The sequence below is a fragment of the Erwinia sorbitola genome (assembly GCF_009738185.1).
GTDB classification, from domain to species: Bacteria; Pseudomonadota; Gammaproteobacteria; order Enterobacterales; family Enterobacteriaceae; genus Erwinia; species Erwinia sorbitola.
Genome location: NZ_CP046509.1, coordinates 4313035 through 4338664 on the forward strand (window position 1 = coordinate 4313035; position 25630 = coordinate 4338664).

19 protein-coding genes and 1 riboswitch are annotated in these 25630 nt (G+C 54.1%); of the genes, 6 read left to right on the plus strand and 13 right to left on the minus strand.

What is annotated here, in order from left to right; genetic code table 11:
* Positions 1-62: 62 nt before the first annotated feature.
* The 8 genes from ubiA to pgi form a co-directional block, all read right to left on the minus strand.
* Positions 63-926 (minus strand): 4-hydroxybenzoate octaprenyltransferase, encoded by an 864-nt coding sequence (ubiA, locus tag GN242_RS19560; RefSeq protein WP_156288070.1) that lies wholly within the window; start codon positions 924-926, stop codon positions 63-65.
* 1 nt (position 927) lies between these two features.
* Entirely contained in the window at positions 928-1455 is a 528-nt protein-coding gene (ubiC, locus tag GN242_RS19565; RefSeq protein WP_154754218.1) for a chorismate lyase, read from the minus strand.
* A 105-nt stretch (positions 1456-1560) separates the two neighbouring features.
* Positions 1561-1977: a phosphate-starvation-inducible protein PsiE gene (gene psiE / locus GN242_RS19570; protein WP_154754217.1), complete on the minus strand. Its 417-nt coding sequence runs from the start codon at positions 1975-1977 to the stop codon at positions 1561-1563.
* A gap of 127 nt (positions 1978-2104) precedes the next feature.
* On the minus strand, positions 2105-4198 hold the full coding sequence (locus GN242_RS19575; protein ID WP_156288071.1) for a YjbH domain-containing protein: 2094 nt from the start codon (positions 4196-4198) through the stop codon (positions 2105-2107).
* The gene (locus GN242_RS19580) at positions 4198-4953 is read right to left on the minus strand and encodes a capsule biosynthesis GfcC D2 domain-containing protein (protein WP_156288072.1); all 756 of its coding nucleotides are present in this window, start codon (positions 4951-4953) and stop codon (positions 4198-4200) included. The genes GN242_RS19575 and GN242_RS19580 overlap by 1 nt, the downstream gene beginning before the upstream one ends.
* Positions 4950-5597: a YjbF family lipoprotein gene (locus GN242_RS19585; protein WP_154754214.1), complete on the minus strand. Its 648-nt coding sequence runs from the start codon at positions 5595-5597 to the stop codon at positions 4950-4952. Before GN242_RS19585 ends, GN242_RS19580 begins: the two co-directional genes overlap by 4 nt.
* Positions 5598-5674: 77 nt before the next feature.
* Positions 5675-5941, minus strand: a complete 267-nt coding sequence (gene yjbE, locus GN242_RS19590) for an exopolysaccharide production protein YjbE (protein WP_154754213.1) — start codon at positions 5939-5941, stop codon at positions 5675-5677.
* 651 nt (positions 5942-6592) lie between these two features.
* Positions 6593-8236, minus strand: a complete 1644-nt coding sequence (gene pgi / locus GN242_RS19595; protein ID WP_154754212.1) for a glucose-6-phosphate isomerase — start codon at positions 8234-8236, stop codon at positions 6593-6595.
* Positions 8237-9337: 1101 nt separating this feature from the next.
* A riboswitch (Lysine riboswitch) is annotated at positions 9338-9527 on the plus strand.
* 89 nt (positions 9528-9616) lie between these two features.
* Here pgi and lysC point away from each other — a divergent pair.
* Positions 9617-10969: a lysine-sensitive aspartokinase 3 gene (lysC, locus tag GN242_RS19600; RefSeq protein WP_156288073.1), complete on the plus strand. Its 1353-nt coding sequence runs from the start codon at positions 9617-9619 to the stop codon at positions 10967-10969.
* A gap of 101 nt (positions 10970-11070) precedes the next feature.
* Positions 11071-11988, plus strand: a complete 918-nt coding sequence (panS, locus tag GN242_RS19605; protein ID WP_154754210.1) for a ketopantoate/pantoate/pantothenate transporter PanS — start codon at positions 11071-11073, stop codon at positions 11986-11988.
* A 90-nt stretch (positions 11989-12078) separates the two neighbouring features.
* Here the strand turns inward: panS and GN242_RS19610 are convergent, their stop codons facing one another.
* Complete coding sequence (locus tag GN242_RS19610) at positions 12079-13704, minus strand: Na/Pi cotransporter family protein (protein WP_156288074.1); 1626 nt, start codon at positions 13702-13704, stop codon at positions 12079-12081.
* Positions 13705-13828: 124 nt separating this feature from the next.
* Positions 13829-17512: a methionine synthase gene (gene metH, locus GN242_RS19615; protein ID WP_156288075.1), complete on the minus strand. Its 3684-nt coding sequence runs from the start codon at positions 17510-17512 to the stop codon at positions 13829-13831.
* A 181-nt stretch (positions 17513-17693) separates the two neighbouring features.
* Here metH and iclR point away from each other — a divergent pair, with 181 nt between their 5' ends.
* The 4 genes from iclR to GN242_RS19635 are packed head-to-tail and all read left to right on the plus strand — an operon-like array spanning position 17694 to position 20810.
* Complete coding sequence (gene iclR / locus GN242_RS19620; RefSeq protein WP_154754209.1) at positions 17694-18527, plus strand: glyoxylate bypass operon transcriptional repressor IclR; 834 nt, start codon at positions 17694-17696, stop codon at positions 18525-18527.
* Between the two features lie 39 nt (positions 18528-18566).
* Positions 18567-19235: a CDP-alcohol phosphatidyltransferase family protein gene (locus GN242_RS19625; RefSeq protein WP_154754208.1), complete on the plus strand. Its 669-nt coding sequence runs from the start codon at positions 18567-18569 to the stop codon at positions 19233-19235.
* Positions 19228-19881 carry a lysophospholipid acyltransferase family protein gene (locus GN242_RS19630; RefSeq protein ID WP_156288076.1) on the plus strand — a complete coding sequence of 218 codons (654 nt, stop codon included), beginning with the start codon at positions 19228-19230 and terminating at the stop codon, positions 19879-19881. Before GN242_RS19625 ends, GN242_RS19630 begins: the two co-directional genes overlap by 8 nt.
* On the plus strand, positions 19878-20810 hold the full coding sequence (locus GN242_RS19635; protein ID WP_154754206.1) for a phosphatidate cytidylyltransferase: 933 nt from the start codon (positions 19878-19880) through the stop codon (positions 20808-20810). The genes GN242_RS19630 and GN242_RS19635 overlap by 4 nt, the downstream gene beginning before the upstream one ends.
* Before the next feature lie 31 nt (positions 20811-20841).
* Here the strand turns inward: GN242_RS19635 and aceK are convergent, their stop codons facing one another.
* From aceK to aceB, 3 genes are all read right to left on the minus strand, one after another.
* Positions 20842-22575, minus strand: coding sequence for a bifunctional isocitrate dehydrogenase kinase/phosphatase (gene aceK / locus GN242_RS19640; protein ID WP_154754205.1), 1734 nt, complete (start codon positions 22573-22575; stop codon positions 20842-20844).
* Between the two features lie 69 nt (positions 22576-22644).
* Positions 22645-23949, minus strand: coding sequence for an isocitrate lyase (gene aceA, locus GN242_RS19645; protein WP_156288077.1), 1305 nt, complete (start codon positions 23947-23949; stop codon positions 22645-22647).
* A gap of 21 nt (positions 23950-23970) precedes the next feature.
* Positions 23971-25569 carry a malate synthase A gene (gene aceB, locus GN242_RS19650; protein WP_156288078.1) on the minus strand — a complete coding sequence of 533 codons (1599 nt, stop codon included), beginning with the start codon at positions 25567-25569 and terminating at the stop codon, positions 23971-23973.
* Between the last annotated feature and the right edge of the window lie 61 nt (positions 25570-25630).

Genomic DNA, 25630 nt, shown 5'->3' on the forward strand with positions numbered 1-25630 from the left:
AGGTCTGTCGCGTTGTAGATAAAAAGGGTCGGCTAAATTAAATAGCCGACCCTTTTTTATTGTCAGATACCGAACGCTACGCCCACGAAAAGCACCAATCCTACCCAGTTGTTATTCAGAAACGCCTGGAAGCAGCGCTCACGTTCACGCCCGGCGATCAGCTTCTGCTGGTAAACAAAGAATACGCCCGCGATTAACACCGACCAGTAGAAAATACCGCTGAGATGAAGCTGCCAGCCTACCAGCGCCATCAGACCCAGCGTCGCCAGCTGCAACAGGCCAACGATCAGCTTATCGAAACGGCCAAACAAAATAGCAGTAGATTTGACGCCGATCTTCAGATCATCATCGCGGTCAACCATCGCATACAGAGTGTCGTACGCCACCGTCCAGCAGATATTCGCCAGGAACAACAGCCAGCAGGTTAGCGGCACGCTTTCGCTAACGGCAGCCCAGCCCATCGGTATCGCCCAGCCAAAAGCGGCTCCCAGCACCACCTGCGGCAGATGTGTGTAGCGCTTCATAAACGGATAGAGCCAGGCCAGACCCAGACCACCCAGCGACAGCCAGATAGTCATGCTGTTCATAGTCAGCACCAGCGCAAAGGATGTCAGCACCAGCCCGGCAAACAGCAGTTTTGCTTCGCGCGTGCTCACCGCCCCGCTGGGCAGCGGGCGTTCGCGAGTACGCTTCACAAAACCATCGATTTTCCGATCGGCAAAATCATTAACCACGCAGCCTGCGGCACGCATAAAAAAGACGCCCAGCACAAACACCAGCAGTACGTTTAGCGGCGGCACTTTCATCCCGGCCAGCCAGAGCGCCCACAATGTCGGCCATAGCAGAAGCAGTGAACCAATTGGTTTATCAATACGCATCAGACGGCTGTAGGCCGAAAGCTTACTCATTTGCAGACTTCTCTCCACGCTACACCCCACCTTTTTCTGCCACACTCGCGTAGAGCGGGGAAGCGGGTAAAAACAGTTCGGTCAGTAATAACGGTTTGCCCGACAGACGCAGACGTGAGCGCCGCCCCCAGAGTTCTGCGCTGTGGCCGACATCAATAAAGTCACGCGTCAGAGTGGAGGTGGCAAACAGATAGCGCCCAAGCGGCATTGTTCCCAGCTGTTGCAGCTTCTGTTCCGGGCCATTCAGGGTTGATTCAGGCACCAGTGTTCGTGCCACCAGCCAGGGAACTCCATCGCCGCACAGTTCAATTTCCCGCAGCCAGTAGCGCGATTCGACCGGCAAAAGAGCGATGTCATCTGCCGCTTCCTGAGCGCTGATAAAGCCTTCACGCAGCAGGTTAACCGTCACCAGCTGACAGTGACGCTCAAAGCGACGGGTCATGGAGTCAACTTCCATCAGCCAGTCCAGCAAGGGGGCGGTTAACAGGGGTGATGAATCCGGTAGCCAGTTGATCGCGCGCAATTGCGACAGCGCGTTCTCAGCCATAACACTTCTCCGCAAAATCTTCGATGCGTCAGTGTAACGCAGACCCCGGCGGCAAACCTATCAAAGCAGGGCAAATTGCCACGATTTTGTGGCAGGCAGCCGCGGTTATTCGCGCTTAAGGCGGTTGCTGTTTGCCAGCCAGAGAGTGATCACCAGAATCAGAATAGCGATGGCGTAAGCAAGGGTATCAAATGGGTTTTTATGGTCGACAATAATCAGACGAATGATCGCCGTGATGCCGATGTAAACGAAATAGCGCAACGGGAAGTGATAGCCTGACTGGAAATACTTAATGATCAGCGCGATAAACTCAAAGTAGAGGAAGTAGATCACGATACCTTCGATCAGCAGATAAGAGGAGGTCTGCTCTCCGGTATTCAGCAGCACGTTGCCAAGATGGATGGTCTCTTTGCCGAGGAAAATAATCAGGATACAGGCGAGAGCAATCAGGCCGGTGTTTAATACCATTTGCAGGGCAAAGGCCAGCCGGTTGGCGGGCGTGTTACGGTCAGGGGAAGTCATGTCGGGCGCCTCAAAGTCATGGTTATCCGTCGGTGATGCCGACGGATTACAATATGCTTGAGTGTGATGCAGATCACAACATTTCTATTGGTGACGATGCTGGCCGGGTATACCCGGCCATTGGTCGTTATCGGTAGTTGATATCGCGATCGCTAGTCATATCGTACAGCTGATACTTACGACCCAGCATCTGACCGCCATCACGCGTCAGCGGCGTCCAGTTTACCTGCGCGCGGCCACGGGTTGGTGAGACACTGAAGACATCCATCGGCACGGAGATGTAGAAGCCTTTGGTGAAGTCACCCTCGCCGTACTCTTCTGCCGAAACGTTGGTTTTAGTGGCGTAAGCACCCACGACGATCCCGCTGTCGAAGCGCTTCGATATATCAACCGTTACACCTTTGTCTTCCGCCAGATACTGCCCGACGCTGGCTTTCACAAGGACGTTACGCATAAACCACGGCTGCCAGTATCCGGTGATATTGCCTACTTTGGCGCTGTAGTCGGTGAACTTCATCATGTTGTCCCAGTCACGCTGCTTAACGTAGTTGGCATCCACACCCACAGCCCAGCTCGCATCCAGCGGACGGTAGAGCACCTCACCGCCCGCCCCGCCATACATGGTTTCCAGATAGCCGCCATAAACCTGACCGTAGAAGCCGTTGCCGAGTTCACGCATGTAGTTGGCCTGGAGGTTATTCACATAGACGTTATTTTCAACGTAATCGCGAATATGGGTACGCACACGCGGCAGCGAGGAGTCCGCCGGGGCACCATTGTAGTTGAACTTATCGTAGTTGTTCGCAAGGTTGCCGAACAGGCTGCCATCTATCAGTAAATGGTCGGTCAGCCAGAAGCTGGCGTTAGCCATGACGCCCACCTGATACAGATAGAAGCTTTCCGGGCCGCCCACAGACTGGTTGAGAACCGGAGAGAGGCTGTAGTTCAGGCGGTCACCGTCAATAAAGAAGCCCTGCTCGGTATGACCCGGGTCAACCGGATCCACACGCTGCTGCTGTAGCGTCTCTTCGCGCCCCAGCGGATATCCCACCAGCTGACGTTGCAGGCTCGGCACATTAGTTTCTGTGGTCACCTGCCCCATATGGCTGCGCTGCTGCGTCACCTTCAGGGTATCAATTCCTTCCGGCAGATGATTCGCCATAATAATATTGGCGCGTTCAACGCCGCGGGCGGTGTCACGATATTTTGTCTGCTCACCGCTGACATACAGGGTGCTGCCATCAACCTGAATACTTGGTGCGTCCAGACCGGCATTGTATTTCAGATCCGTCAGCTGACTGGCTGTCACCGTAGGTTCCAGGAAGCGATCCTGCGGCTGCGGGTTATATTCCGGTTTTGGCGTATCGCGCTGATTCTGGTGCAGATCGTTAAAGTTAGTACGCAGGGTGAAGCCGGCCATAAAGGTGTTACCACGCTCATAGCTGACGTTCAAATCCGCCCAGTCGGTGATGCGGTAGATGGCTCCGACGTTAAATTTGCTCTTCTGCTCCAGACGGCCAGCGAAGTCATCCTTGTAGTCGTTACCTTCATACTCCATTTTCAGTCGCAGTGGCTGCCAGGGTGTCTGATACTCAATCCCGCCGAAAAGCGCCGTCGGCCCTTTAAACATATCGCTGCCGCTGACCGAACCCGCAGTGCCGTTGCCCTCGGTACGGTAGCAGTATTTTTCGCTGGCGGAGCAGAACGGGTTTTTCACCGTGCCGCTATTGCCGATATAACCCCAGCCCATGCCGAGTGTAAAATCAAACGGCCCCCAGGCCTTGGTGGCCACCAGGTATTCACTGTCAAACAGGCCGGTACCGCCGAGGTCGCGTGAGCCGACAGAGACCTCCGGCAGCCAGAAGCCCTCTTCCCACAGACGCACCTTGAGATCGAACGCTTTGTCTTTGTAGGTCTGATTACCCGAGAAGCTCGAAACCGCGCTGTATTCACGGGTTTTCACATCGGTGTAGCGGATGGTCGCTTCCAGCCAAGGGAACAGCTGTACCGAGGAGGAGTAGAAGTGATACTGATCGTTATAACGGTAATTAAGGCTGAATTCGCCCTCTTTGGCCATACGTGCAGTAGGTACCTGCATCAGGCCAACGCCGCCAAAGTCGGATTGTGAGGGGCCAATCGGCTCCACGCTGGAGGCTGCCTGAACCTGGCAGGCACAGGCGACTGAGAGTGACAGCAGGCTGAGAAGATAACGTTTTTTCATCAGTCAGGGATCCGGTGCGTCAGAACAGAAACGATCTGCTGGTTGAGATCGGCATAGGCGCTCGGCAGCGTCCAGGAAGAGAAGCCCACAAACAGGATACTGCCCGGCTGCGGCTCATAATGGCGACGATTCCAGTACGCCACCGGCACTTCCGTCACCTCACCACCCGGTGAGATCACCTGCGCGATATTCCGTTCACCACCTTCCATACGTGGATGTGCATCCAGATACTCAACGACGGAACGCCCTGCTGCCCAGGGGGTTTTCCCTGATTTTTCCACTGCGCCAGCCAGCGTGATTGACGTCGGCTTTTCCAGGGTATAGAGGCTGTACTCCCCTTCCAGCGTACGATTGGCCTGTGGCCGTAAGCGCACCCAGTCAGGATCCAGATTAACGATCTGTCGGCCCGTGACTTTTAGTCCGGCAATCTGCTGGCGGACATTCTCGACTACCGCAGCCTGTTCACCGTCATTGTCGTTTTTAAGTTCATCTCGCCATGCCTGTAGCCGAACCAGCAGTTGCTGCTGCTGCCGGACGGCTACAGCGGTTGCCAGTTTTTCGCCGATCACCGTTCCCGGCCACCAGGTTTTCTGCATCAGAACCGGGCTGGTTACCAGCTGCGCCAGATTGGTCGCACCGCTGATGACCACGGGCTGCGCCTGTCCGGGATAAAATATATTTACCCGGGCATCGGCCTGGGCGTGCAGCGACAGCGATGCCACCATCCCTGCGAGAATAAGGGTTATTTTTTTCATGATTTCGCAGGCTTCAGAATGGTGGATTCAACAGGGATGTAGTCTGCCCCCAGCATTTGCAGCGACTGACGCACCTGCCCGCTGGAGATATCTACCCAAAACGTATTGCGCCAGGACTGCCCGCTTTCCGTTATCGACACCTCTTCCTGCCAGACACGGCATGCCACCGACTGACCAGCCAGTTGCAGCACCTCATCTTTCAGGCGCGAGAAGTGGGATACTGCGGTTCCAGCCTGAGGCTTACCGTCTTCTGTCCAGCGCATTGTACGCGTCCAGCTCGCCCCTTCGGTAAGGCGTCCGGCATCACGCAGCGGATCGTTATCAAGATTGCTGACCTCATTGAGGTTGTCCGTCATGCCGAGGGTTTTCACCAGACGCCCGTGCTGAGTGACCAGCATGGCTTTATCACGGGTGATCCACTTCTGTTGGCCATTTTCGTTGAAGCCCAGCACCACAAAAATCTGCTGGCCGCCGTTAACGCGCAGATACATGCTGGCGTAAGGCATATTGTTGATTTGATCGTTAGTCATCTGGATGTCGTCAACGCCGAGAAAAGCCAGCTTGACGGTTTCACCCAATCCTTTTTGCGTTTGTGTACAGGCCTGAAGCAGCAGGCAGAGCAGCAGCAGTGGTAGGTTTCGCAACTGTGTGTGTCCCTGAGCAAAGTAGAACAAGGCTGAAAATAACCACACAAACGTGTGGTTATGATTAATTTTTGTACTTAGCGGGTCGTGCTTGTAGTGGTAGTGGTCGTGGTTCCAGTGTTGGAGCCATTTCCACCGCTGCTTGCTGCCAGCGCTATGCCAGCCAACGCACCAACGGCACCGATACCGATAGCGGTAGTCGTCCCAGATGACATCGTTCCTGCATCAGCACCGGCAGCCGCACCGGTTTCAACCGGTGGTGCACCAACAGCTTCAGCAGCGAACGCGCCAGTGGCACTCGCTAAGTACACTATGGCTGCAGTAGCCCATATGACTTTTTTCATCACACTTTCCCTTCATTAAATGAATGGATACCAGGGCCTGGATGGCACCTGGCGACTCCAGTATGGGGAATTAATTTCCAGAAAGCAGCGCATCAGGCGAGGTGTAACAGCAGGGTAATAAATTTGGCTAAACAGCTGGAAAGTCGAGATATATAGAGATATTTAACTGCAAAACAAGCTTAAACAGAACTTAATACCAATTTTTACTTTATTAAGCAGTGCGGACGCCTGAATAATGAAGTAGCGGGGAAAATGATGACGTAGCGGTAGTAATTAACAAAAACAACAGGATAATTTAATATAATTCAATAAGATAAATGTTTAAATATTTACACTTTTAATGAATTTTCTGCACGCTTATTTAAGAATTATCCGTCTCGAAACCCTCTGTTTTCAGGCAATTTTAGGAATATGCCCATCCCTCATCAGGCTACTTTACTCAACTTTGGGGTGGAAAATAACCGTGTAATCAAATCAGTACCCCCTGCTTCAGCGCCCGGACAAAGAAAGGAGGAGAAAGGCATCACTGTCAACCAGGGCCAGTTGTTTCCAGAAAATAAAAAACCCCCAGAAACTGGGGGCTGTACGGGATATCGCACGGGTCAGGCACGCCTGCGCCTGGGGCGAGGCGTATCTCACGCCGGTGTCAGATTAACGCCAGGATTTATAGCGGTTAATCAGGCCATTAGTAGAGCTGTCGTGACTATTAACCGGTTCAGCACTCGCCAGTTCAGGCAGGATACGGTTAGCCAGCTGTTTACCCAGTTCTACACCCCACTGATCGAAGGTGAAGATGTTGAGAATGACACCCTGAGTGAAGATTTTGTGCTCATACAGGGCAATCAGCGCGCCAAGGCTGTATGGCGTGATGTCACGCAGCAGGATGGAGTTGGTTGGGCGGTTGCCTTCAAATACTTTATACGGCACCACATGTTCAACGGCTTTAGCATCCAGGCCGGCATCAGCAAACTCTTTTTCCACCACGTCACGGGCTTTACCAAACGCCAGTGCTTCGGTCTGGGCAAAGAAGTTCGACAGCAGTTTGCTGTGATGATCGCCCAGTTTGTTATGCGATATTGCCGGAGCGATAAAGTCGCATGGTACCAGTTTAGTCCCCTGGTGAATCAGCTGGTAGAACGCGTGCTGGCCGTTGGTGCCAGGCTCGCCCCAGATAATCGGACCGGTCTGGTAAGTGACCGGATTACCGGCACGGTCAACGTATTTGCCGTTAGATTCCATGTTGCCCTGCTGGAAGTAAGCAGCAAAACGATGCATATATTGATCGTAAGGCAGGATGGCTTCAGTTTCAGCGCCGAAGAAGTTGTTGTACCAGATACCGATCAGTGCCAGCAGGATCGGCAGGTTTTTCTCTTCCGGAGTATCGGCAAAGTGGCGATCCATCGCATGAGCACCGTCCAGCAGTTTCTCAAAGTTGTCGAAACCGATTGAGAGGATGATCGACAGACCAATCGCTGACCACAGGGAGTAACGTCCGCCTACCCAGTCCCAGAATTCAAACATGTTGGCGGTATCAATACCGAACTCTGCCACGGCTTTACCGTTGGTCGACAGCGCAGCAAAGTGTTTCGCTACATCGTCCTGATTACCGGAGGTGAGGAACCAGTCACGCGCGCTGTGGGCGTTGGTCATGGTTTCCTGAGTGGTAAAGGTTTTTGACGCGACCAGGAACAGGGTGGTTTCCGGGCTGAGGGTCTTCAGCGTTTCAGCAATATGGGTACCGTCAACGTTGGAAACGAAGTGCATATTCAGGTGGTTTTTGTAAGGGCGCAGCGCTTCGGTAACCATAAACGGACCGAGGTCAGAGCCGCCGATACCGATATTGACCACGTCAGTAATCGGTTTACCGGTAAAGCCTTTCCACTCACCGCCAATAATACGCTCTGAGAAGCTTTTCATTTTTGCCAGCACGGCGTTGACTTCCGGCATGACATCTTTGCCGTCAACCACAATTGGCGTGTTGCTGCGGTTACGCAGGGCCACATGCAGTACCGCACGGTCTTCGGTACGGTTGATCTTCTCGCCGGAAAACATCGATTTGATCGCGCCCTGGAGATCAGTCTCTTTGGCCAGCGCCTGCAATTTATCAAGGGTTTCACGGGTGATGCGGTTTTTCGAGAAATCTACCAGCATCTGGTCGTCGAACGTGGCAGAAAAGGCAGCAAACCGGTCAGCATCTTGAGCGAAAAGGTCTGCAATTTGCACATCTTTCATCTGCTCATAATGCTGAATCAACGCCTGCCAGGCAGCGGTTTGTGTCGGATTGATATTTTTCATGGCAACACACTCTTTTTATTTAAGAATAGTAATTCAGACCGGACGATATGTTACCTGTTACGGAGCTTCGGCTCCCCTTTTCCTGCAACAGGTTACAGCTATCATCCCGCCACGATTCGGTATCCGGCGGTGCGGATGATTCCCATTTGGCTCGTAGTATGACTATTCATACCCTGTTACGGCAAAAAATTATAGTCCGTAGCGTGCTTATAAGAATTGACGCTTATGTGGGTTTACCTTAAATAATTCGAGTTGCAGGCAGGCGGCCACGCAGCAAATCCCCGGGAGCTTACATCAGCAAGTGACCGGAGTGCGCGAGGAGAACCAACAATCCTGCAGCTTTAAGTATGACGCTATCTATACCCTAAATAATTCGAGTTGCAGGCAGGCGGCCACGCAGCGAATCCCCGGGAGCTTACATCAGTAAGTGACTGAGGTGAGCGAGGAGAGCCAACGATCCTGCGGCTTGAAGTATGACGCTATCTATACCCTAAATAATTCGAGTTGCAGGCAGGCGGCCACGCAGCGAATCCCCGGGAGCTTACATCAGTAAGTGACTGGGGTGAGCGAGGAGAGCCAACGATCCTGCGGCTTGAAGTATAACGGGTATCAGTAAGTGACCGGGGGGAGCGAGGAGAGCCAACAATCCTGCAGCTTTAAGTATGACGCTATCTATACCCTAAATAATTCGAGTTGCAGGCAGGCGGCAACGCAGCGAATCCCCGGGAGCTTACATCAGTAAGTGACTGGGGTGAGCGAGGAGAGCCAACGATCCTGCGGCTTGAAGTATAACGGGTATCAGTAAGTGACCGGGGGGAGCGAGGAGAGCCAACAATCCTGCAGCTTGAAGTATGACGCTATCTATACCCTAAATAATTCGAGTTGCAGGCAGGCGGCCACGCAGCGAATCCCCGGGAGCTTACATCAGTAAGTGACTGGGGGGAGCGAGGAGAGCCAACGATCCTGCGGCTTGAAGTATGACGGGTATTATAAGTACAGATGATACGCGTCGTGGCATTACGAAAATGCGTAATCATCGGCCGACAAGCGTTGACAGGCGCGCCATAACCCGATATTTCTATGCGCAACTTACGCAATGTGTAAGCCAGAAGAGGCGCGTCGCCCAGGCAGTGTATTTGAGGAACCGTATCCTTTGATAATGCATGATGGGGAGCGACGCCGAGGTATCAACCACACGGAGTGGGGCGTATCGACCGCAGGGGCTGAATCCTCTGGGTTGTCACCAGCAACGTCCGGTAGTCGGGCGGCGAGGTGGGGCGCTTCTGGGTGCTCGTAGCTGCTTCTTCTACGTCCTCCCCGTTGTGCTATCCCCTTGTGCCAAGCTGATGGAATAATCCTGACACGAAGGTAGTCATCGTAATGTCTCAAAATCTGATCGTGGCGAAATTTGGCGGCACCAGTGTGGCCGACTTTATCGCTATGAACCGCAGCGCCGATGTAGTGCTGTCCAATCCCGATGTGCGTCTGGTTGTACTCTCCGCTTCTGCGGGTGTGACCAATTTGCTTATTGCCCTTGCTGAAGGCCAGGAACAAGAGCAGCGCGCTTTCCTGCTGGATGATATTCGCCGTATTCAATACGCCATTATCGACGAGCTGAATCAGCCGACGGTGATCCGCGATGAAATCGACCGTATGCTGGAAAATATCACCATGCTGTCTGAGGCGGCAGCGCTGGCGACGTCCAGCGCCCTGACTGACGAGCTGGTCAGTCACGGTGAGCTGATGTCGACACTGCTGTTTGTGGAGATCCTGCGCCAGCGTGAAGTTGCCGTTGAGTGGTTTGACGTGCGTAAAGTGATGCGCACCAATGACCGTTTTGGCCGTGCAGAACCAGATGTGAAGCTGCTGACCGAGCAGGTCAATGTTCAACTGAAACCCCGCACTGACGAAGCTCTGGTGGTGACTCAGGGCTTTATCGGTTGCGAGGATAAGGGCCGTACCACCACGCTTGGGCGCGGCGGTAGTGACTATACTGCTGCCCTGCTGGGCGAAGCGCTGCATGCCAGCCGTATTGATATCTGGACGGATGTTCCGGGCATCTATACCACCGATCCGCGCGTGGTGCATACCGCCAATCGCATCGACGAGATTACCTTCGAAGAAGCCGCCGAAATGGCAACATTCGGCGCGAAAGTGTTGCACCCTGCCACCCTGCTGCCTGCGGTACGCAGCGATATCCCGGTGTTTGTCGGCTCCAGCAAAGATCCATCAGCTGGCGGCACCCTGGTGTGCAATAAAACCGAAAATCCACCGCTGTTCCGTGCGCTGGCACTGCGTCGTAAACAGACGCTGCTGACGCTGCATAGCCTGAATATGCTGCATGCACGCGGTTTTCTTGCCGAAGTATTTAACATTCTGGCGCGTCACAATATTTCGGTTGATTTGATCACCACTTCCGAAGTGAGCGTTGCGCTGACGCTGGATACCACCGGCTCCACCTCCACCGGCGACAGCTTGCTGACGCAGGCGCTGCTGACAGAGCTCTCCTCACTGTGCCGGGTTGAAGTGGAAGAGAACCTGGCGCTGGTCGCCATTATCGGCAATAAGCTTTCTCAGGCCTGTGGCGTGGGTAAAGAAGTGTTTGGCGTACTGGAGCCGTTTAATCTGCGGATGATCTGTTACGGGGCGAGCAGCTATAACCTCTGCTTCCTGGTACCAGGGCAGGATGCGGAGAAAATCGTCCAGACGCTGCATCGCAATCTGTTCGAGTAATAATTAAACCGGGCATGGCCCGGTTTTTTTTCGCTATGGCAAACTGCATCACCTGCATACCCGTGAAAGAAAAAACGGGATTCTAAAAAGGAAGCTTTTCTATGCTCGCTACTGTTACCCGACTGTTCCCTCTCTGGGCAGTCCTGCTCTCTGTTGCTGCCTATTACACTCCCGCCACCTTTACCGGAATGGGGCCTTATGTGCCTTATCTGCTGATGCTGATTATGTTCGGTATGGGCGTAACGCTAAATGTGGGTGATTTTAAACGAGTGCTGACCCGCCCGGCACCGGTGATTGCCGGAACCTTCCTGCACTATCTGGTGATGCCGCTGGCCGCATGGGGCCTGGCAAAACTGTTTCATATGCCACCCGATCTGGCGGCGGGGATGATTCTGGTCGGTAGCGTCGCCAGCGGTACCGCGTCCAACGTGATGATCTATCTGGCAAAAGGTGACGTTGCGCTGTCGGTAACCATCTCCTCTGTTTCGGCACTGGTGGGCGTGTTTGCTACCCCGCTGCTGACCAGGTTCTACGTGGACACCCATATTCAGGTAGATGTGGTGGGTATGCTACTGAGTATTGTTAAAATTGTCGTGGTGCCGATCAGTCTCGGCCTGGTGATCCACCACACTATGAACGGCGTAGTTAAACGCGTGGAGCCGTATCTGCCGGCGTTTTCCATGGTCTGTATTCTGCTGATTATCAGTGCGGTGGTTGCAGGCAGTCAGAGCTTTATTGGCTCCGTTGGCCTGATGGTTATTCTGGCGGTGATCCTGCATAACGCGATTGGTCTGCTGGGGGGCTACTGGGGCGGCAAGCTGTTTGGCTTTGATGAGTCCACCTGCCGTACGCTGGCGCTGGAAGTGGGTATGCAGAACTCCGGCCTGGCCGCTGCGCTGGGTAAGATGTACTTCTCCCCGCTGGCGGCGCTGCCGGGCGCACTGTTCTCCGTGTGGCATAACCTGTCTGGTTCACTGCTGGCCGGTTACTGGTCAGGTAAGCCAGTCAATAAAAAATAATCTGTGGGTAATCAGAGTGGGCCTGCCCGCTCTCTGCCTGTCATGACAGAATAATGCGGCCAGCTGAATCATTCTCTGGCCGCATTAGCGTTAATCATCCCCTTTAACATCATCCGCCTGATCCAGCACAATGTAAGCCACTGCACAGAAGAGTGAGTTCAGACGCTTCATATCGCCCAGTAAGCCAAGATGCAGCGAACTGGTTTCAATGCTCTGTACGTTCTGTTGATGCAGGCGGTCAACATGAGCATGCGAGTAGCGGCGGTTGGTAATACGGAAGCGGTGCTTGGCGCGACGCAGACGTTTGGCGCTGGTAGTATCGCGCGATAAAAACACTGACAGGCTGAGGCGCAGATTACCGTGCAGCAGTTCAATTTGCGCATCCAGCTCTTTCAATCCTTCCAGTGAAAATGCGCGCTGCGTGGCCAGTGCTTTATCCGCCACATCACCGCTCATCCGCTCGAGAATATCCCCCGCCTGTTCCAGGTTGAGCGCCATCTCAATGATCTCTGCCCAGCGTCGCGAATCCTCTTCCGGCAGGTCTTCCTTCGGCATCTGCGCCAGGTAGAGTTTGATGGCGGTATAGAGCACGTCGACATCATCATCCATCTTACGGATTTCACGATCCTGTCTGAGTTCGCCGTGTACCACTTTACTAAAGGTGATTAACATCTGCTCCAGCACATCTCCCATTCGCAGCGTTTCGCGAGCGGCATTTGCCAGCGCCAGTGCTGGCGTATCCAGAGAGCCGGAGTCCAGATGGCGCGGCTTCAGGCGGGGATCGGTTTCCGGCTCTTCGCGGATTAGCCGATGACACAGACGCGCCATTGGCCCGGCAAAGGGCACCATCACCAGGCAGCGGATCAGGTTGTAAAATACATGGAAGAAGATCACCAGTTCTTCATCATCAACCGGCAGTTTTTCCAGCCAGTCGGCCAGCAGATCGATAAACGGCAGCACCATTAACGAGCCGATAAATTTAAACAACAGGCTGCCGAGCGCTACCCGTTTGCCGGAGGCGTTCGACGCACTGTTATTCAGCATCGCCAACAGTCCGCTACCGAGGTTAGCTCCCACCACCAGACACAGCGCTACCTTAAAGGAGATCACCCCGGTGGCGGTCAGCGTGGCGGTCAGCAGTACCGCAGCCAGGCTGGAGTAACTGATAATCGCAAACAGTGCACCGATCAGCGAGTCGAGCATTATGTCGCCGGTCAGGGATGAGAACAGTACTTTTACCCCAGCGGCCTGGGTGATCGGCGTGGCGGCAGCAACAATCAGCTGTAATGCCAGCAGAATTAAGCCCAGCCCGATGCTGGCACGGCCTAACTGCCCGGCACGGGTTTGCTTGCGCCCCAGAAAGAATACGACGCCAAAAAAGATAAACAGCGGCGACAGCCAGGAGAGGTCAAAAGTCAGGATACGGGCCATCAGCGCGGTACCGACATCCGCGCCGAGGATAATCACCAGCGCAGGTGTCAGGCCCACCAGCTCCTGGGCGACAAATGATGTCACCAGCATAGTGGTGGCATTGCTGCTCTGAACCAGCGTAGTCACGCCGATCCCGGCGAGAAACGCCATCGGCTTTTTGGAGACACTGCGGCTGAGTACCCGCCGCAGATCGGCACCATAAACACGCATAATGCCGGTACGCACGATGTGGGTACCCCACACCAGCATAGCTACGGCGGAGAGAAGATTAAGCAGGGTTAACACTGATTCGACCTCATAACTCAGGAATAACTCATCATGCACAGTGAAAACTATCCACTGTGCTTATGGTGTTAGTTTAGCCGATAATTACCTTCATCGAACAAGGTGTTGGATAAGGAAAAGCTTTTTAATCAGCATCATATCCAAGATTCGGTGCCAGCCAGCGCTCGACTTCTGTTACCGGCATCCCTTTACGACGGGCGTAATCTTCAATCTGGTCACGCTGAAGCTGGGCCACGGCGAAGTATTTGCTGTCCGGGTGGCTGAAAATCCAGCCTGACACTGCCGCGCCTGGCCACATGGCGAAGGATTCGGTCAGTTTCATCCCGGTGTGGTTTTCCACGTCGAGCAGCTCCCAGATCGTGGCTTTCTCGGTGTGCTCAGGGCAGGCAGGATAGCCCGGCGCCGGGCGGATACCCTGATAGTTTTCGCGGATCAGCTCGTCATTGCCCAGATTTTCCGTTGGGGCAAAGCCCCAGATCTCTTTACGTACCTGCTCATGCAGGTATTCCGCGAAGCCCTCTGCCAGGCGATCGGCCAGCGCCTTGACCATAATTTTATTATAGTCGTCATGCTGCGCATCCCAGGCTTCCGCCAGCGCATCTTCTTCCAGCCCGCCAGTGACGGCAAAGGCCCCGAGGTAGTCGGCTTTGCCACTTGATCCCGGGGCGACAAAGTCTGCAAGGCAATAGTTAGCAAAGCCCTTTTTCTCTGTCTGCTGGCGTAAGTGATGACTCACTTTCAAAATATCAGAACGCGTTTCATCAGTGTAGATTTGCACATCATCCCCAACGCGGTTTGCCGGGAAAATGCCGACTACGCCACGTGGATTGAGCGTACCATCGCGGCTGAGTTGATCCAGCATGGCGTTGGCATCGGCAAACAGACGTTTGGCCTCTTCACCAACGATTTCATCTTCCAAAATGCGTGGATATTTCCCTGCCAGCGACCAGGTCATAAAGAATGGCGTCCAGTCGATGTAATGGCGCAGTGTTTCGATGTTAGCACTCACTTCGCTTACACCCAGCCTGCGTGGTGCCGGCGGTGTGTAATTTTCCCAGTCAAAGGTGAAGTCGTTATCACGTGCTACCTGTAAAGTGACCGGCGGCGTACGCGGTTTTTTACGCGCGTGCTGAATACGTACGGTTTCGTACTCTTTGCGCGTGCGGGCAACAAAATCATCGTATTGGGTAGCTGAAAGCAGCGCGGAAACCACGCCCACAGTGCGTGAGGCGTTCTGCACATAGACCGTCGGGCCGCTGTAGTTCTGCTCAATTTTCACCGCCGTGTGGGCCTTGGAGGTGGTGGCGCCGCCAATCAGCAGTGGCAGGGTAAAGCCCTGGCGCTCCATCTCTTTGGCCACGTTAACCATTTCATCCAGCGAAGGCGTTATCAGCCCGGATAGCCCGATAATATCCGCATTGTGCTCGCGGGCAGTTTTGAGGATTTTGTCGCTCGGCACCATCACACCAAGGTCGATGATTTCATAGTTATTACACTGCAACACCACGCCCACAATGTTTTTGCCGATGTCGTGAACATCGCCCTTTACCGTGGCCAATACAATTTTACCGTTGGTGCTGCCCTTCTCTTTGCTGGCTTCAATATAGGGTTCCAGATAGGCCACGGCCTGCTTCATGACACGGGCTGATTTCACCACCTGCGGCAGAAACATTTTGCCCTCACCGAACAGGTCACCGACCACGTTCATCCCGGCCATTAACGGCCCTTCAATGACTTCAATCGGGCGGGTAGCAAGCTGGCGGGCAGCTTCAGTATCCAACTCGATAAATTCAGTAATCCCCTTCACCAGCGAGTATTCAAGACGTTTTGCCACTTCCCAGCTGCGCCATTCGGCCTGGGGTTTGGTGCTGTCATCATCGGCTTTGCTACCACGATATTTTTCAGCCACCTCCAGCAGACGCTCGGTGCCGTCGTCGCGACGGTTCTGGATAACATCTTCTACGGCATCGCGCAGGTCGGCGGGCAGATCGTCATAGATAGCCAGCTGGCCAGCGTTAACAATACCCATATCCATGCCGTTCCGGATGGCGTAATAGAGGAATACCGCGTGGATAGCTTCGCGTACCGGGTCGTTACCACGGAAGGAGAAGGAGACGTTAGAGACGCCGCCGGAGATCATCGCATGTGGCAGTTCACGCTTGATGTCTTCACAGGCACCGATAAAGTCCATCGCGTAGTTATTGTGCTCTTCGATACCGGTAGCAACGGCGAAGATATTCGGGTCAAAGATGATATCTTCCGGTGGAAAACCCACTTCTTCCGTCAGCAGCTTGTAGGCGCGGCGGCAAATTTCGATTTTACGCGCTCGCGTATCAGCCTGGCCGAGTTCATCAAAAGCCATCACCACGACGGCGGCACCGTAGCGGCGCACCAGGCGGGCATGATGCAGGAACTGCTCCACGCCCTCTTTCATGGAGATAGAGTTAACGATGCCTTTGCCCTGGATACATTGCAGGCCTTTCTCGATCACATCCCATTTGGAGGAGTCGATCATAATCGGCACGCGCGCGATGTCCGGCTCACCGGCAATCAGGTTAAGGAAACGCACCATCGCCGCTTCAGCGTCGAGCATTCCCTCATCCATATTAATATCGATAATCTGCGCGCCGCTCTGCACCTGCTGTAGCGCCACTTCCAGCGCTTCGTTATATTTTTCTTCTTTAATCAGACGTTTAAATTTAGCCGATCCGGTCACGTTGGTACGTTCACCCACGTTCACAAACAGGCTGTCTGCGCTGATGTTCAGTGGCTCCAGCCCCGCAAGACGGCAGGCAACGGGCAGGGTTGGCAACGGACGCGGGGCCACCCCTTCCACTGCTTTTGCCATTGCAGCGATATGCTCAGGCGTGGTACCACAGCAGCCGCCGACAATATTGAGAAAACCGGCATGCGCCCATTCACCAATCTGCTCCGCCATGATTTGCGCATCGAGATCGTACTCACCGAAGGCGTTTGGCAGCCCGGCGTTCGGGTGCGCAGTAACATACCCCTCAGCAATGCGCGCCAGTTCAGCTACATATTGACGCAGCTCATCCGGGCCAAGGGCGCAGTTCAGACCAAAGGAGAGCGGTTCAGCATGGCGCAATGAATTGTAGAAGGCTTCCGTGGTCTGCCCGGAGAGTGTGCGTCCGGAGGCATCGGTAATGGTGCCGGAGATCATCAGCGGCAGCTCAATGCCCAGCGCATCAAATTCTTCTTTAACGGCAAAGACGGCAGCCTTGGCGTTCAGCGTATCGAACACCGTTTCAATCATAATGATGTCAGCCCCACCTTCCACCAGCGCACGGGTGGATTCCCGGTAGGCCGCCACCAGCTGATTAAAGGTGACATTACGGTAAGCGGGATCGTTCACATCAGGGGAAATGGAGCAGGTACGGTTAGTGGGCCCTAACACACCGGCGACATAGCGCGGGCGATCTGGCGTGCGCGCTGTCCATTCATCCGCACATTCACGCGCCAGTCTGGCCGCCACATAGTTGATCTCTGCCGACAACGATTCCATCTGGTAATCGGCCATGGCAATAGTGGTGGAGTTGAAGGTGTTGGTTTCAAGAATGTCTGCGCACGCCGCGAGGTATCCGTTATGGATTTCGCGAATAATGTCAGGTTGAGTCAGCACCAGCAGATCGTTATTACCTTTCAGATCGCACGGCCAGTCGGCAAAACGCGTGCCGCGATAATCGCCCTCTTCCAGTTTGTAGCTCTGGATCATGGTTCCCATACCGCCATCAAGCAGCATAATGCGTTTTTTCAACTGCTGATGCAGCGCTTCAATCCGGTTACTCACCACTCTTCCCCTTCAACTTCATACCCAGGCACCACTGCCAGCACGTCATACTGGCATAACTTTTGTGCAGGTAACAGTGAATGACAGGTGATACATTTTCAACCAACTAACAAGGCACTTGAAGTATCACGGTTATAGAACGAAAATGGTTTCCATAATCAGGGAAACAAAGGAGTCAGGTATGGCTACCCCCGTCGTTACAAAGCGCGGCAAGAAACCACGGGCAGCGGCCGCAACTGCCTCTGCTCCTGCTGGTCAGGTTCAATCGCTAACCCGTGGTCTGAAATTACTGGAATTTATTGCCGAGTCTCACGGTAACGTGGCGCTGACCGAACTGGCTCAACAGGCCGGGCTGCCGAACTCCACGACTCATCGTCTGTTAACCACCATGCAGCAGCAGGGGTTTGTACGTCAGGTCGGCGATTTAGGGCTGTGGACGATGGGCGCTCACGCGTTTGTAGTCGGCAGCAGTTTTTTGCAGAGCCGCAACCTGCTGGCGCTGGTGCACCCGATGCTTCGTACACTGATGGAGGAGTCTGGCGAGACGGTGAATCTGGCGGTTCTCGATCTTAGCGATCGCCAGGCGGTGATTATCGATCAGGTGCAATGTACCCAGCTGATGCGTATGTCTGCGCCAATTGGGGGCAAACTGCCGATGCATGCCTCCGGTGCAGGTAAAGCCTTTCTGGCAAACCTTAATGATAAGCAGGTAAGCGATCTGCTGCATCGTCAGGGGTTGCATCACTACACGCCAAGAACGCTGATTTCACCGCAAATCCTGAAAGAAAATCTCGCTCTGGCGCGTAAAGCAGGTTATTCGTTCGATGACGAAGAACATGCGCTGGGGTTGCGCTGCATCGCTTCTTGTATTTACGACGAGCATCACGAACCGTTCGCCGCTATCTCTATCTCAGGCCCTGTCTCACGTATTACCGACGACCGCGTTACCGAAATCGGTGCGCTGGTAATCAAAGCAGCAAAAGAGATCACCCGCGAATATGGCGGAACCCGATAAACACTACTACTCCGCTCCACCCGATATAAAAGGATAAAAATGGATAAGGACATTCAGGACCGTCGCCCGGTCAGGACTCGCCATGCCCGCTGGGCCACCACTTTCGCGCAACGTTTGCAGCGCGCGGGTGCCACACCAAACGGTATCTCAGTCGCCAGTATGGTCTTTGCCCTGCTGGCTGCTATCTGCTTTGTCTGTGCTTTTCGTACTGATGAGCCGCTGCTGACGCGGCTGGCGATGCTGGGTGCAATTATTGGCATCCAGGGCCGCCTGCTGTGCAATCTGTTTGATGGCATGGTTGCGGTAGAAGGGAAACTACGCAGCGCCGTTGGCGCGCTCTATAACGATATGCCTGACCGCATTTCCGATTCACTGATTCTGCTGGGAACTGGCTACGGCCTGACTGCTCTGCTGACAGGCCCCACGCTTGGCTGGGCAGCAGCTCTGCTGGCAATGATGACCGCCTATATCAGGCTGTTAGGCGGTAGCTGCGGCGTACCGCAGACGTTCTCAGGCCCCATGGCTAAACAGCATCGAATGGCGCTGCTCACGCTGGCGGCGGCAGTGACACTGCTGATGCCTGACTGGGGGCAAACACTGCTCACTACCGCCCTGTGGCTAATCATCGTTGGTAACGTGCTGACCTGTATTCAACGTACCCGCATTATCACGGTGGCATTGCGTAAGGAGCTGTCGCCAGATGTCTGAATCACGTTTCTCCCCTGACCGCCGCTTAGTCAGTTCACTGCTGGTGATGCTGTGTCGTCTGTTGACCGGCATTCGTTCGCGCTGGCTGACTCTGCCTGATGCGGAAGTGACGCGCATTTATTACGCTAACCACAGCAGCCACCTTGATGGTCTGGTTATCTGGGCCAGCCTGCCAAAAAACATGCGCGAGCGTGTTCATCCTGTGGCAGCCGCTGACTACTGGTCAGGCTCACGCCTGAAGCGCTATCTGTCACTGCGAATTTTTCGTGCGGTGCTGGTCGAACGCCGTACGCCAGGGAGTACGCCTGCTGACGGCCCACGACAGGATCTGTTGCAGCCACTGAAGCAGGCGCTGGAGGAAGGGCATTCTCTGATCCTTTTTCCGGAAGGAACTCGCGGTAACGGCAAGCAGCTGAACGCCTTTAAAAGCGGGCTGTATCACCTGTCGAAAGCCTGGCCGGACGTGGAACTGGTACCGGTGTGGTTAGAAAATCTTAACCGCGTACTGCCGAAGGGATCGCGTCTGGTCGTGCCGATTATGTGTAGCGCTACCTTTGGCTCACCGCTGCCTGGCGTTCAGGCGGGGGAAGAAAAACAGGAATTTTTAGCCAGAACACGCAATGCGCTGGAGGCGCTGGAACCATGAATAGTTGGGATAACGAACTGTGCTGGCTACTCGGTGGTCTGTTCAGCCTGCTGCTGGTCGCCAGCCTGATTGGCGGTACGCTGGCAAAGTTTAAACAAAATGACACCATCAGCAATCTGAATGCACGCATCCGCGCCTGGTGGCTGATGTGCATCATCTCGGTACTGGCGATCATGATTGGCCCGAACGGCTCAGTAGTGCTGTTTATGCTGATATCTTTTTTCGCCCTGCGCGAATGCATCACACTGCTGCCTACCCGCCGCGGCGATCATGAGGCGCTGTTCTGGTGCTTCTTTATCATTCTGCCTTTGCAGTATCTGCTGGTAGGGATTCAGTGGTACGGGGTGTTTATAATTCTGATCCCGGTTTATGCATGGCTGTTTATTCCGGCACGACTGGCGCTGGCCGGGGATACTCAGCATTTCCTTGAGCGGGCGGCGAAAATCCAGTGGAGCATGATGATTGCGGTTTACTGCATCAGCCATGCTCCTGCGCTGCTGATGCTGCCGATCCCGGGTTATGAAACCGAGAATATTAAGCTGCTGCTGTTCCTGATGATTGTGGTACAGATCTCCGACGTGCTGCAATACGTGTTTGGCAAGCTATGGGGCAAACATCCCATTGTGCCAAAGCTGAGTCCGAATAAAACGGTGGAAGGTTTTATCGGCGGCATCCTGACAGCAAGCCTGGTTGGAATGGGCCTGTGGTGGGTAACTCCATTTACCCCCTGGCAGGCGTTTCTGATTTCACTGCTGATTACCCTGCTCGGTTTCCTCGGCGGGCTGTGCATGTCAGGTATTAAACGCGATCGCGGCATTAAAGACTTTGGCGCAATGATTGAAGGTCACGGCGGCATGATGGATCGCATTGATTCCCTTTGCTTTGCTGCACCGGTTTTCTTCCACGTGGTAAGGTATTTTTATACCTGAGGCAAAAAGTGGGGCGGCTGTGCCCGCCCCTTTAAGTAACGGCTGTTGGATAACGCTGGCTGAAGCGCTGACGGCGACGGTAGGCGAATACATCTTCTATATGGCCTGCACGGATACGCTGTTGCAGACCGCGCCAAAAGTCAGCGTGGAACAGCTCCGCATGCATCTCATCAAACAGCGTGGCAATTGCCGGATCTGCACACAGATAGTGACGGAACTCTTCCGGGAAGACATCTTCTGGTGACACGCTGTACCAGGGCTCATGACTTAACTCATCCTCAGGGTAGCGCGCCGCTGGAATATCGCGGAAGTTAACCTCGGTCATATAGCTGATCTCATCGTAGTCATAAAACACTACACGCCCGTGACGGGTAACGCCGAAGTTTTTATACAGCATATCGCCGGGGAAAATATTCGCGGCTGCCAGCTGCTTCACCGCATTGCCATACTCTTCAATGGCCTCACGCCGCTGGTGCGCATCGGCCTGCTCCAGCCACAGGTTAAGCGGCGTCATACGGCGCTCCATATAAAGATGGCTGATGGTCAGCATTTCACCGTGACGCTGGAGTTTCTCGGGCACTTCGCGTTCCAGCAGGGCAAGCAGCGCCGGGCTGAGACGTTTCTCTTCAATCGCAAAGTTTTCGAACTCCTGGGTGTCTGCCATTCTTCCCACGCGATCGTGCTCTTTCACCAGCTGATAGCACTGGCGCACCCGCTCTGGCGTCACCTCTTTTTGCGGGGCAAAGCGGTCTTTTATCACTTTAAATACCCGGTCAAATCCCGGCAGAGTGAACACCAGCATCACCAGGCCCGGCACCCCGGGAGCAATCACAAACTGTTCGTCTGTTGCCCTCATATAGTTGAGGTATTCACGGTAAGTTTCGGTTTTACCATGTTTTTGGCAGCCAATCGCCATATAGAGCTCTGCGGTGGTTTTCCCCGGCAGAATTTCACGCAGCCACTCAACCAGCGCCGCCGGTAAAGGGGCATAAACCATAAAATAGGAGCGGGCGAAACCGAAGACAATGCTGGCCTCACGGTTGCGCGTCAGGCAGGTATCAATAAATAGCTCCCCTTCTTCGCTGCGGTGAATCGGCAACAGGAAAGCACAAACGCCCGCTGGCGTACGAAGTTTAGCTACCAGCCAGGCAGCTTTGTTACGATAAAACAGCTCATTCGCCACCTGCAAACTCGCCTGTTGTAGTTCGCTGGCAGTAAAATTTTCTCGCAAATGTGCAACGATATAGTCGATGTCACGCGCCATATTTTGCCACGGCAGGCGCAGCGGCAGATCGTGCAGTAACCGGTTCAGCAACGGCCGCCAGCCATCAACGGCGCTGAATGTTTTTGCCAGCGGGCGCGGGATGGTACGGAATCGTTGTTCCGGCTGAGAACTGAAGATAAACAGCCGTTCCGGTGTCAGCGACTGATGGCTGAACAGACGGCAGTAAACCGAGTTAAAAAAGCTTTCGGCAATTTCAAAGCGCGGATAATCCGGCAGCAGATGCGTGTAAATCTCCTTTACCCGCAGGAGAAAATCACGATCTTTCGACTGTGAGGCAGTAATACAGCGCAGCTGTTCCACAACCAATCCGACATGGTGGTCATAGAGATGAATACGGGCTTTCATCGCCAGCTGAACCGCCTGCCAGTCTGCCTGCTCAAAGCGCTGCTGCGCCCCGGCAGTGATTTCAAGGAAGCGGCCATACTGCGCGTCAAATCCTTGCAGAATGGTGCGGGCAATCAGGGTATCCAGTACGGTCATGGTTCACCTCCGGTGATGGCATGACGAAGGGACGGGTGCGCCCGCCCCCTGTGATGTGTGCTGCCCGGGTCAGAACTGATCTTCTTCCGTCGATCCGGTTAATGCTGTTACCGATGATGCTCCACCCTGAATAATGGTAGTGACGTGATCAAAGTAACCAGTGCCCACTTCCTGCTGGTGTGAGGAGAAGGTATAGCCCTGTTTGATTGCGGCAAATTCCGGTTGCTGCACTTTTTCTACGTAGTGACGCATCCCCTCTCCCTGCGCATAGGCCTGTGCGAGGTCGAACATGTTGAACCACATGCTGTGGATCCCTGCCAGGGTGATGAACTGGTATTTGTAGCCCATCTCTGACAGCTCCTGTTGGAAACGAGCGATGGTGCTGTCGTCGAGGTTCTTTTTCCAGTTAAATGACGGTGAGCAGTTATAGGCCAGCAGCTTGCCAGGGAAGCGAGCATGGATAGCCTCAGCAAAGCGTCGCGCCTGCTCAAGATCAGGCTTTGAGGTTTCACACCAGATCACATCAGCATAAGGTGCATAGGCCAGACCACGGCTGATCGCCTGTTCTACGCCGGCATGGGTGCGGAAGAAGCCTTCCGGCGTGCGCTCTCCGCTGATAAATTCACGGTCATATTCATCACAGTCAGAGGTGATCAAATCGGCTGCATCGGCATCCGTACGGGCGATTAACACCGTTGGCACCCCCATCACATCGGCAGCCAGCCGTGCAGCGACCAGTTTCTGAATCGCTTCCTGGGTAGGAACCAGCACTTTTCCGCCCATATGGCCGCACTTCTTCACCGAGGCCAGCTGATCTTCAAAATGCACACCTGCTGCCCCCGCCTGGATCATTGATTTCATCAGTTCGAAGGCATTTAATACGCCACCAAATCCCGCTTCCGCATCGGCCACTATTGGCAGGAAATAATCCACATAGCGCGGATCGCCGGGTTCAATATTGGAAGACCACTGAATCTGATCGGCGCGCTGGAAAGTATTATTGATACGTTCCACCACCGATGGCACCGAGTTCGCTGGATAGAGCGACTGATCCGGATACATGCTGGCCGCCAGGTTAGCATCTGCCGCAACCTGCCAGCCAGAGAGGTAGATGGCCTCAATGCCCGCTTTTGCCTGTTGCAGCGCCTGACCGCCGGTTAACGCGCCCAGACTATTGATATAGCCCTTCTTCGCTCCGCCGTTAAGCAACGCCCAGAGTCTTTGCGCGCCATTTTCCGCCAGCGTACAGACCGGGTTAACTGAGCCACGTAGCCTGACCACTTCCTCAGCGCTGTATGGACGGGTGATGCCTTCCCAGCGTGCATCGCGCCAGGTTTGTTCTGTCTGCTGAATCTGTTGGGTACGAGAAGTCATGGTGGAGCTCCTTGTCAATATTCAGGGAAGTAGGCGGTAACCAGGGAGAGTCAGAAACTCAACCAGTTCGGGTTCAGTGGTAATGCGTTCCATTAGCGAGGCGGCTTCATCAAAGCGTCCTGCGCTGTAACGTGGGTCACCCAGTTCTTGTCGGATCACCTGTAACTCTTCTTGCAACATCTGGCGGAACAGTGCTTCTGTCACTACTTCACCGCCTTGTAACGTTTTGCGATGATGGATCCATTGCCAGATGGAGGTACGTGAAATCTCAGCGGTGGCGGCGTCTTCCATCAGCCCGTAAATGGGTACACAGCCGTTACCGCTGATCCAGGCTTCGATGTACTGCACGGCAACTCGAATATTGGCGCGCATACCGGCTTCCGTACGCTCACCCGGGCAGGGTGCCAGCAACTCTGCTGCGCTGATCTCCGCATCCTGATCACGCATTACCTGTAGCTGATTCGGTCTTGCGCCGAGCGCCTGGTCAAAAATGGCCTTTACGGTATCGGCAAGCCCCGGGTGGGCAATCCATGTGCCGTCGTGGCCGTTAGCCGCCTCACGCTGTTTGTCGGCCTGCACTTTGTCGAGCACCCACTGATTGCGTTCAGCATCTTTACTCGGAATAAACGCCGCCATTCCTCCCATAGCAAATGCGCCACGTCGGTGACAAGTTTTGATCAGCAGGCGGGAATAGGCATCGAGGAAGCCCTGATCCATTGTCACCGACTGACGATCCGGCAGGACACGATCCGGATGATTTTTCAGGGTTTTGATATAGCTGAAGATATAATCCCAACGGCCACAGTTCAGCCCGACAATATGATCGCGCAGATGCCAGAGGATCTCGTCCATCTGAAATACTGCTGGCAACGTTTCGATCAATAGCGTGGCCTTGATCGTTCCTCGCGGAAGATCGAAACGATCCTCAGCAAAACTGAAGACCTCGCCCCACCATGCTGCTTCCTTGTACGACTGAGTTTTCGGCAGGTAAAAATATGGCCCACTCCCTTTGGCTAACAGCGCATCGACGTTGTGAAAGAAGTAGAGCGCAAAATCAAACAGGCTGCCCGGGATCGGCTTATCCTGCCATGTGACATGTTTTTCAGGCAGATGCAGCCCGCGAACACGGCAGATAAGCACCGCCGGATCGGGCTTCAGCTGGTAGATCTTTCCTGCATCATTGGTGTAACTGATGGTGCCGTTGACAGCATCGCGCAGGTTGATCTGTCCACTGATGACTTTGTCCCAGGCCGGTGCCAGCGAATCCTCAAAATCCGCCATAAATACGTTCACATTGGCATTGAGCGCATTGATCACCATCTTGCGCTCTACCGGGCCGGTGATCTCGACTCTTCGGTTCTGTAAGTCCGCGGGTATACCGCGAATTTTCCATTCGATATTTTTAATGGAATCAGTTTCCGAAATAAAATCAGGAAGGTTTCCGTTATCGATATTTCGCTGTGCCTGCTCACGTTCCGCCAGCAGTGCATTGCGTTGCGGAGTGAATTTCACCACCAGTTCACTTAGAAAATCGATGGCTTCATCAGTAAGAATTTGCTGCTCATCCTGACCAAATGCGTGTTGAAAGGCCAGTTCACTGCTGATTACCTGTTGTGTCATCTGTTTGCTCCTGTCATCGATGCTTACGGGTACGCCATGCTTTACCCGGCGATCTTCTTCG

What these genes read in the sequence shown, in the direction of transcription:
- ubiC (WP_154754218.1), bottom strand. Translation starts at nt 1,455, where the DNA reads ATGGCTGAGAACGCGCTGTCGCAATTGCGCGCGATCAACTGGCTACCG.
- psiE (WP_154754217.1), bottom strand. Translation starts at nt 1,977, where the DNA reads ATGACTTCCCCTGACCGTAACACGCCCGCCAACCGGCTGGCCTTTGCC.
- GN242_RS19575 (WP_156288071.1), bottom strand. Translation starts at nt 4,198, where the DNA reads ATGAAAAAACGTTATCTTCTCAGCCTGCTGTCACTCTCAGTCGCCTGT.
- GN242_RS19580 (WP_156288072.1), bottom strand. Translation starts at nt 4,953, where the DNA reads ATGAAAAAAATAACCCTTATTCTCGCAGGGATGGTGGCATCGCTGTCG.
- yjbE (WP_154754213.1), bottom strand. Translation starts at nt 5,941, where the DNA reads ATGAAAAAAGTCATATGGGCTACTGCAGCCATAGTGTACTTAGCGAGT.
- pgi (WP_154754212.1), bottom strand. Translation starts at nt 8,236, where the DNA reads ATGAAAAATATCAATCCGACACAAACCGCTGCCTGGCAGGCGTTGATT.
- lysC (WP_156288073.1), top strand. Translation starts at nt 9,617, where the DNA reads ATGTCTCAAAATCTGATCGTGGCGAAATTTGGCGGCACCAGTGTGGCC.
- panS (WP_154754210.1), top strand. Translation starts at nt 11,071, where the DNA reads ATGCTCGCTACTGTTACCCGACTGTTCCCTCTCTGGGCAGTCCTGCTC.
- iclR (WP_154754209.1), top strand. Translation starts at nt 17,694, where the DNA reads ATGGCTACCCCCGTCGTTACAAAGCGCGGCAAGAAACCACGGGCAGCG.
- GN242_RS19625 (WP_154754208.1), top strand. Translation starts at nt 18,567, where the DNA reads ATGGATAAGGACATTCAGGACCGTCGCCCGGTCAGGACTCGCCATGCC.
- GN242_RS19630 (WP_156288076.1), top strand. Translation starts at nt 19,228, where the DNA reads ATGTCTGAATCACGTTTCTCCCCTGACCGCCGCTTAGTCAGTTCACTG.
- GN242_RS19635 (WP_154754206.1), top strand. Translation starts at nt 19,878, where the DNA reads ATGAATAGTTGGGATAACGAACTGTGCTGGCTACTCGGTGGTCTGTTC.
- aceK (WP_154754205.1), bottom strand. Translation starts at nt 22,575, where the DNA reads ATGACCGTACTGGATACCCTGATTGCCCGCACCATTCTGCAAGGATTT.
- aceA (WP_156288077.1), bottom strand. Translation starts at nt 23,949, where the DNA reads ATGACTTCTCGTACCCAACAGATTCAGCAGACAGAACAAACCTGGCGC.
- aceB (WP_156288078.1), bottom strand. Translation starts at nt 25,569, where the DNA reads ATGACACAACAGGTAATCAGCAGTGAACTGGCCTTTCAACACGCATTT.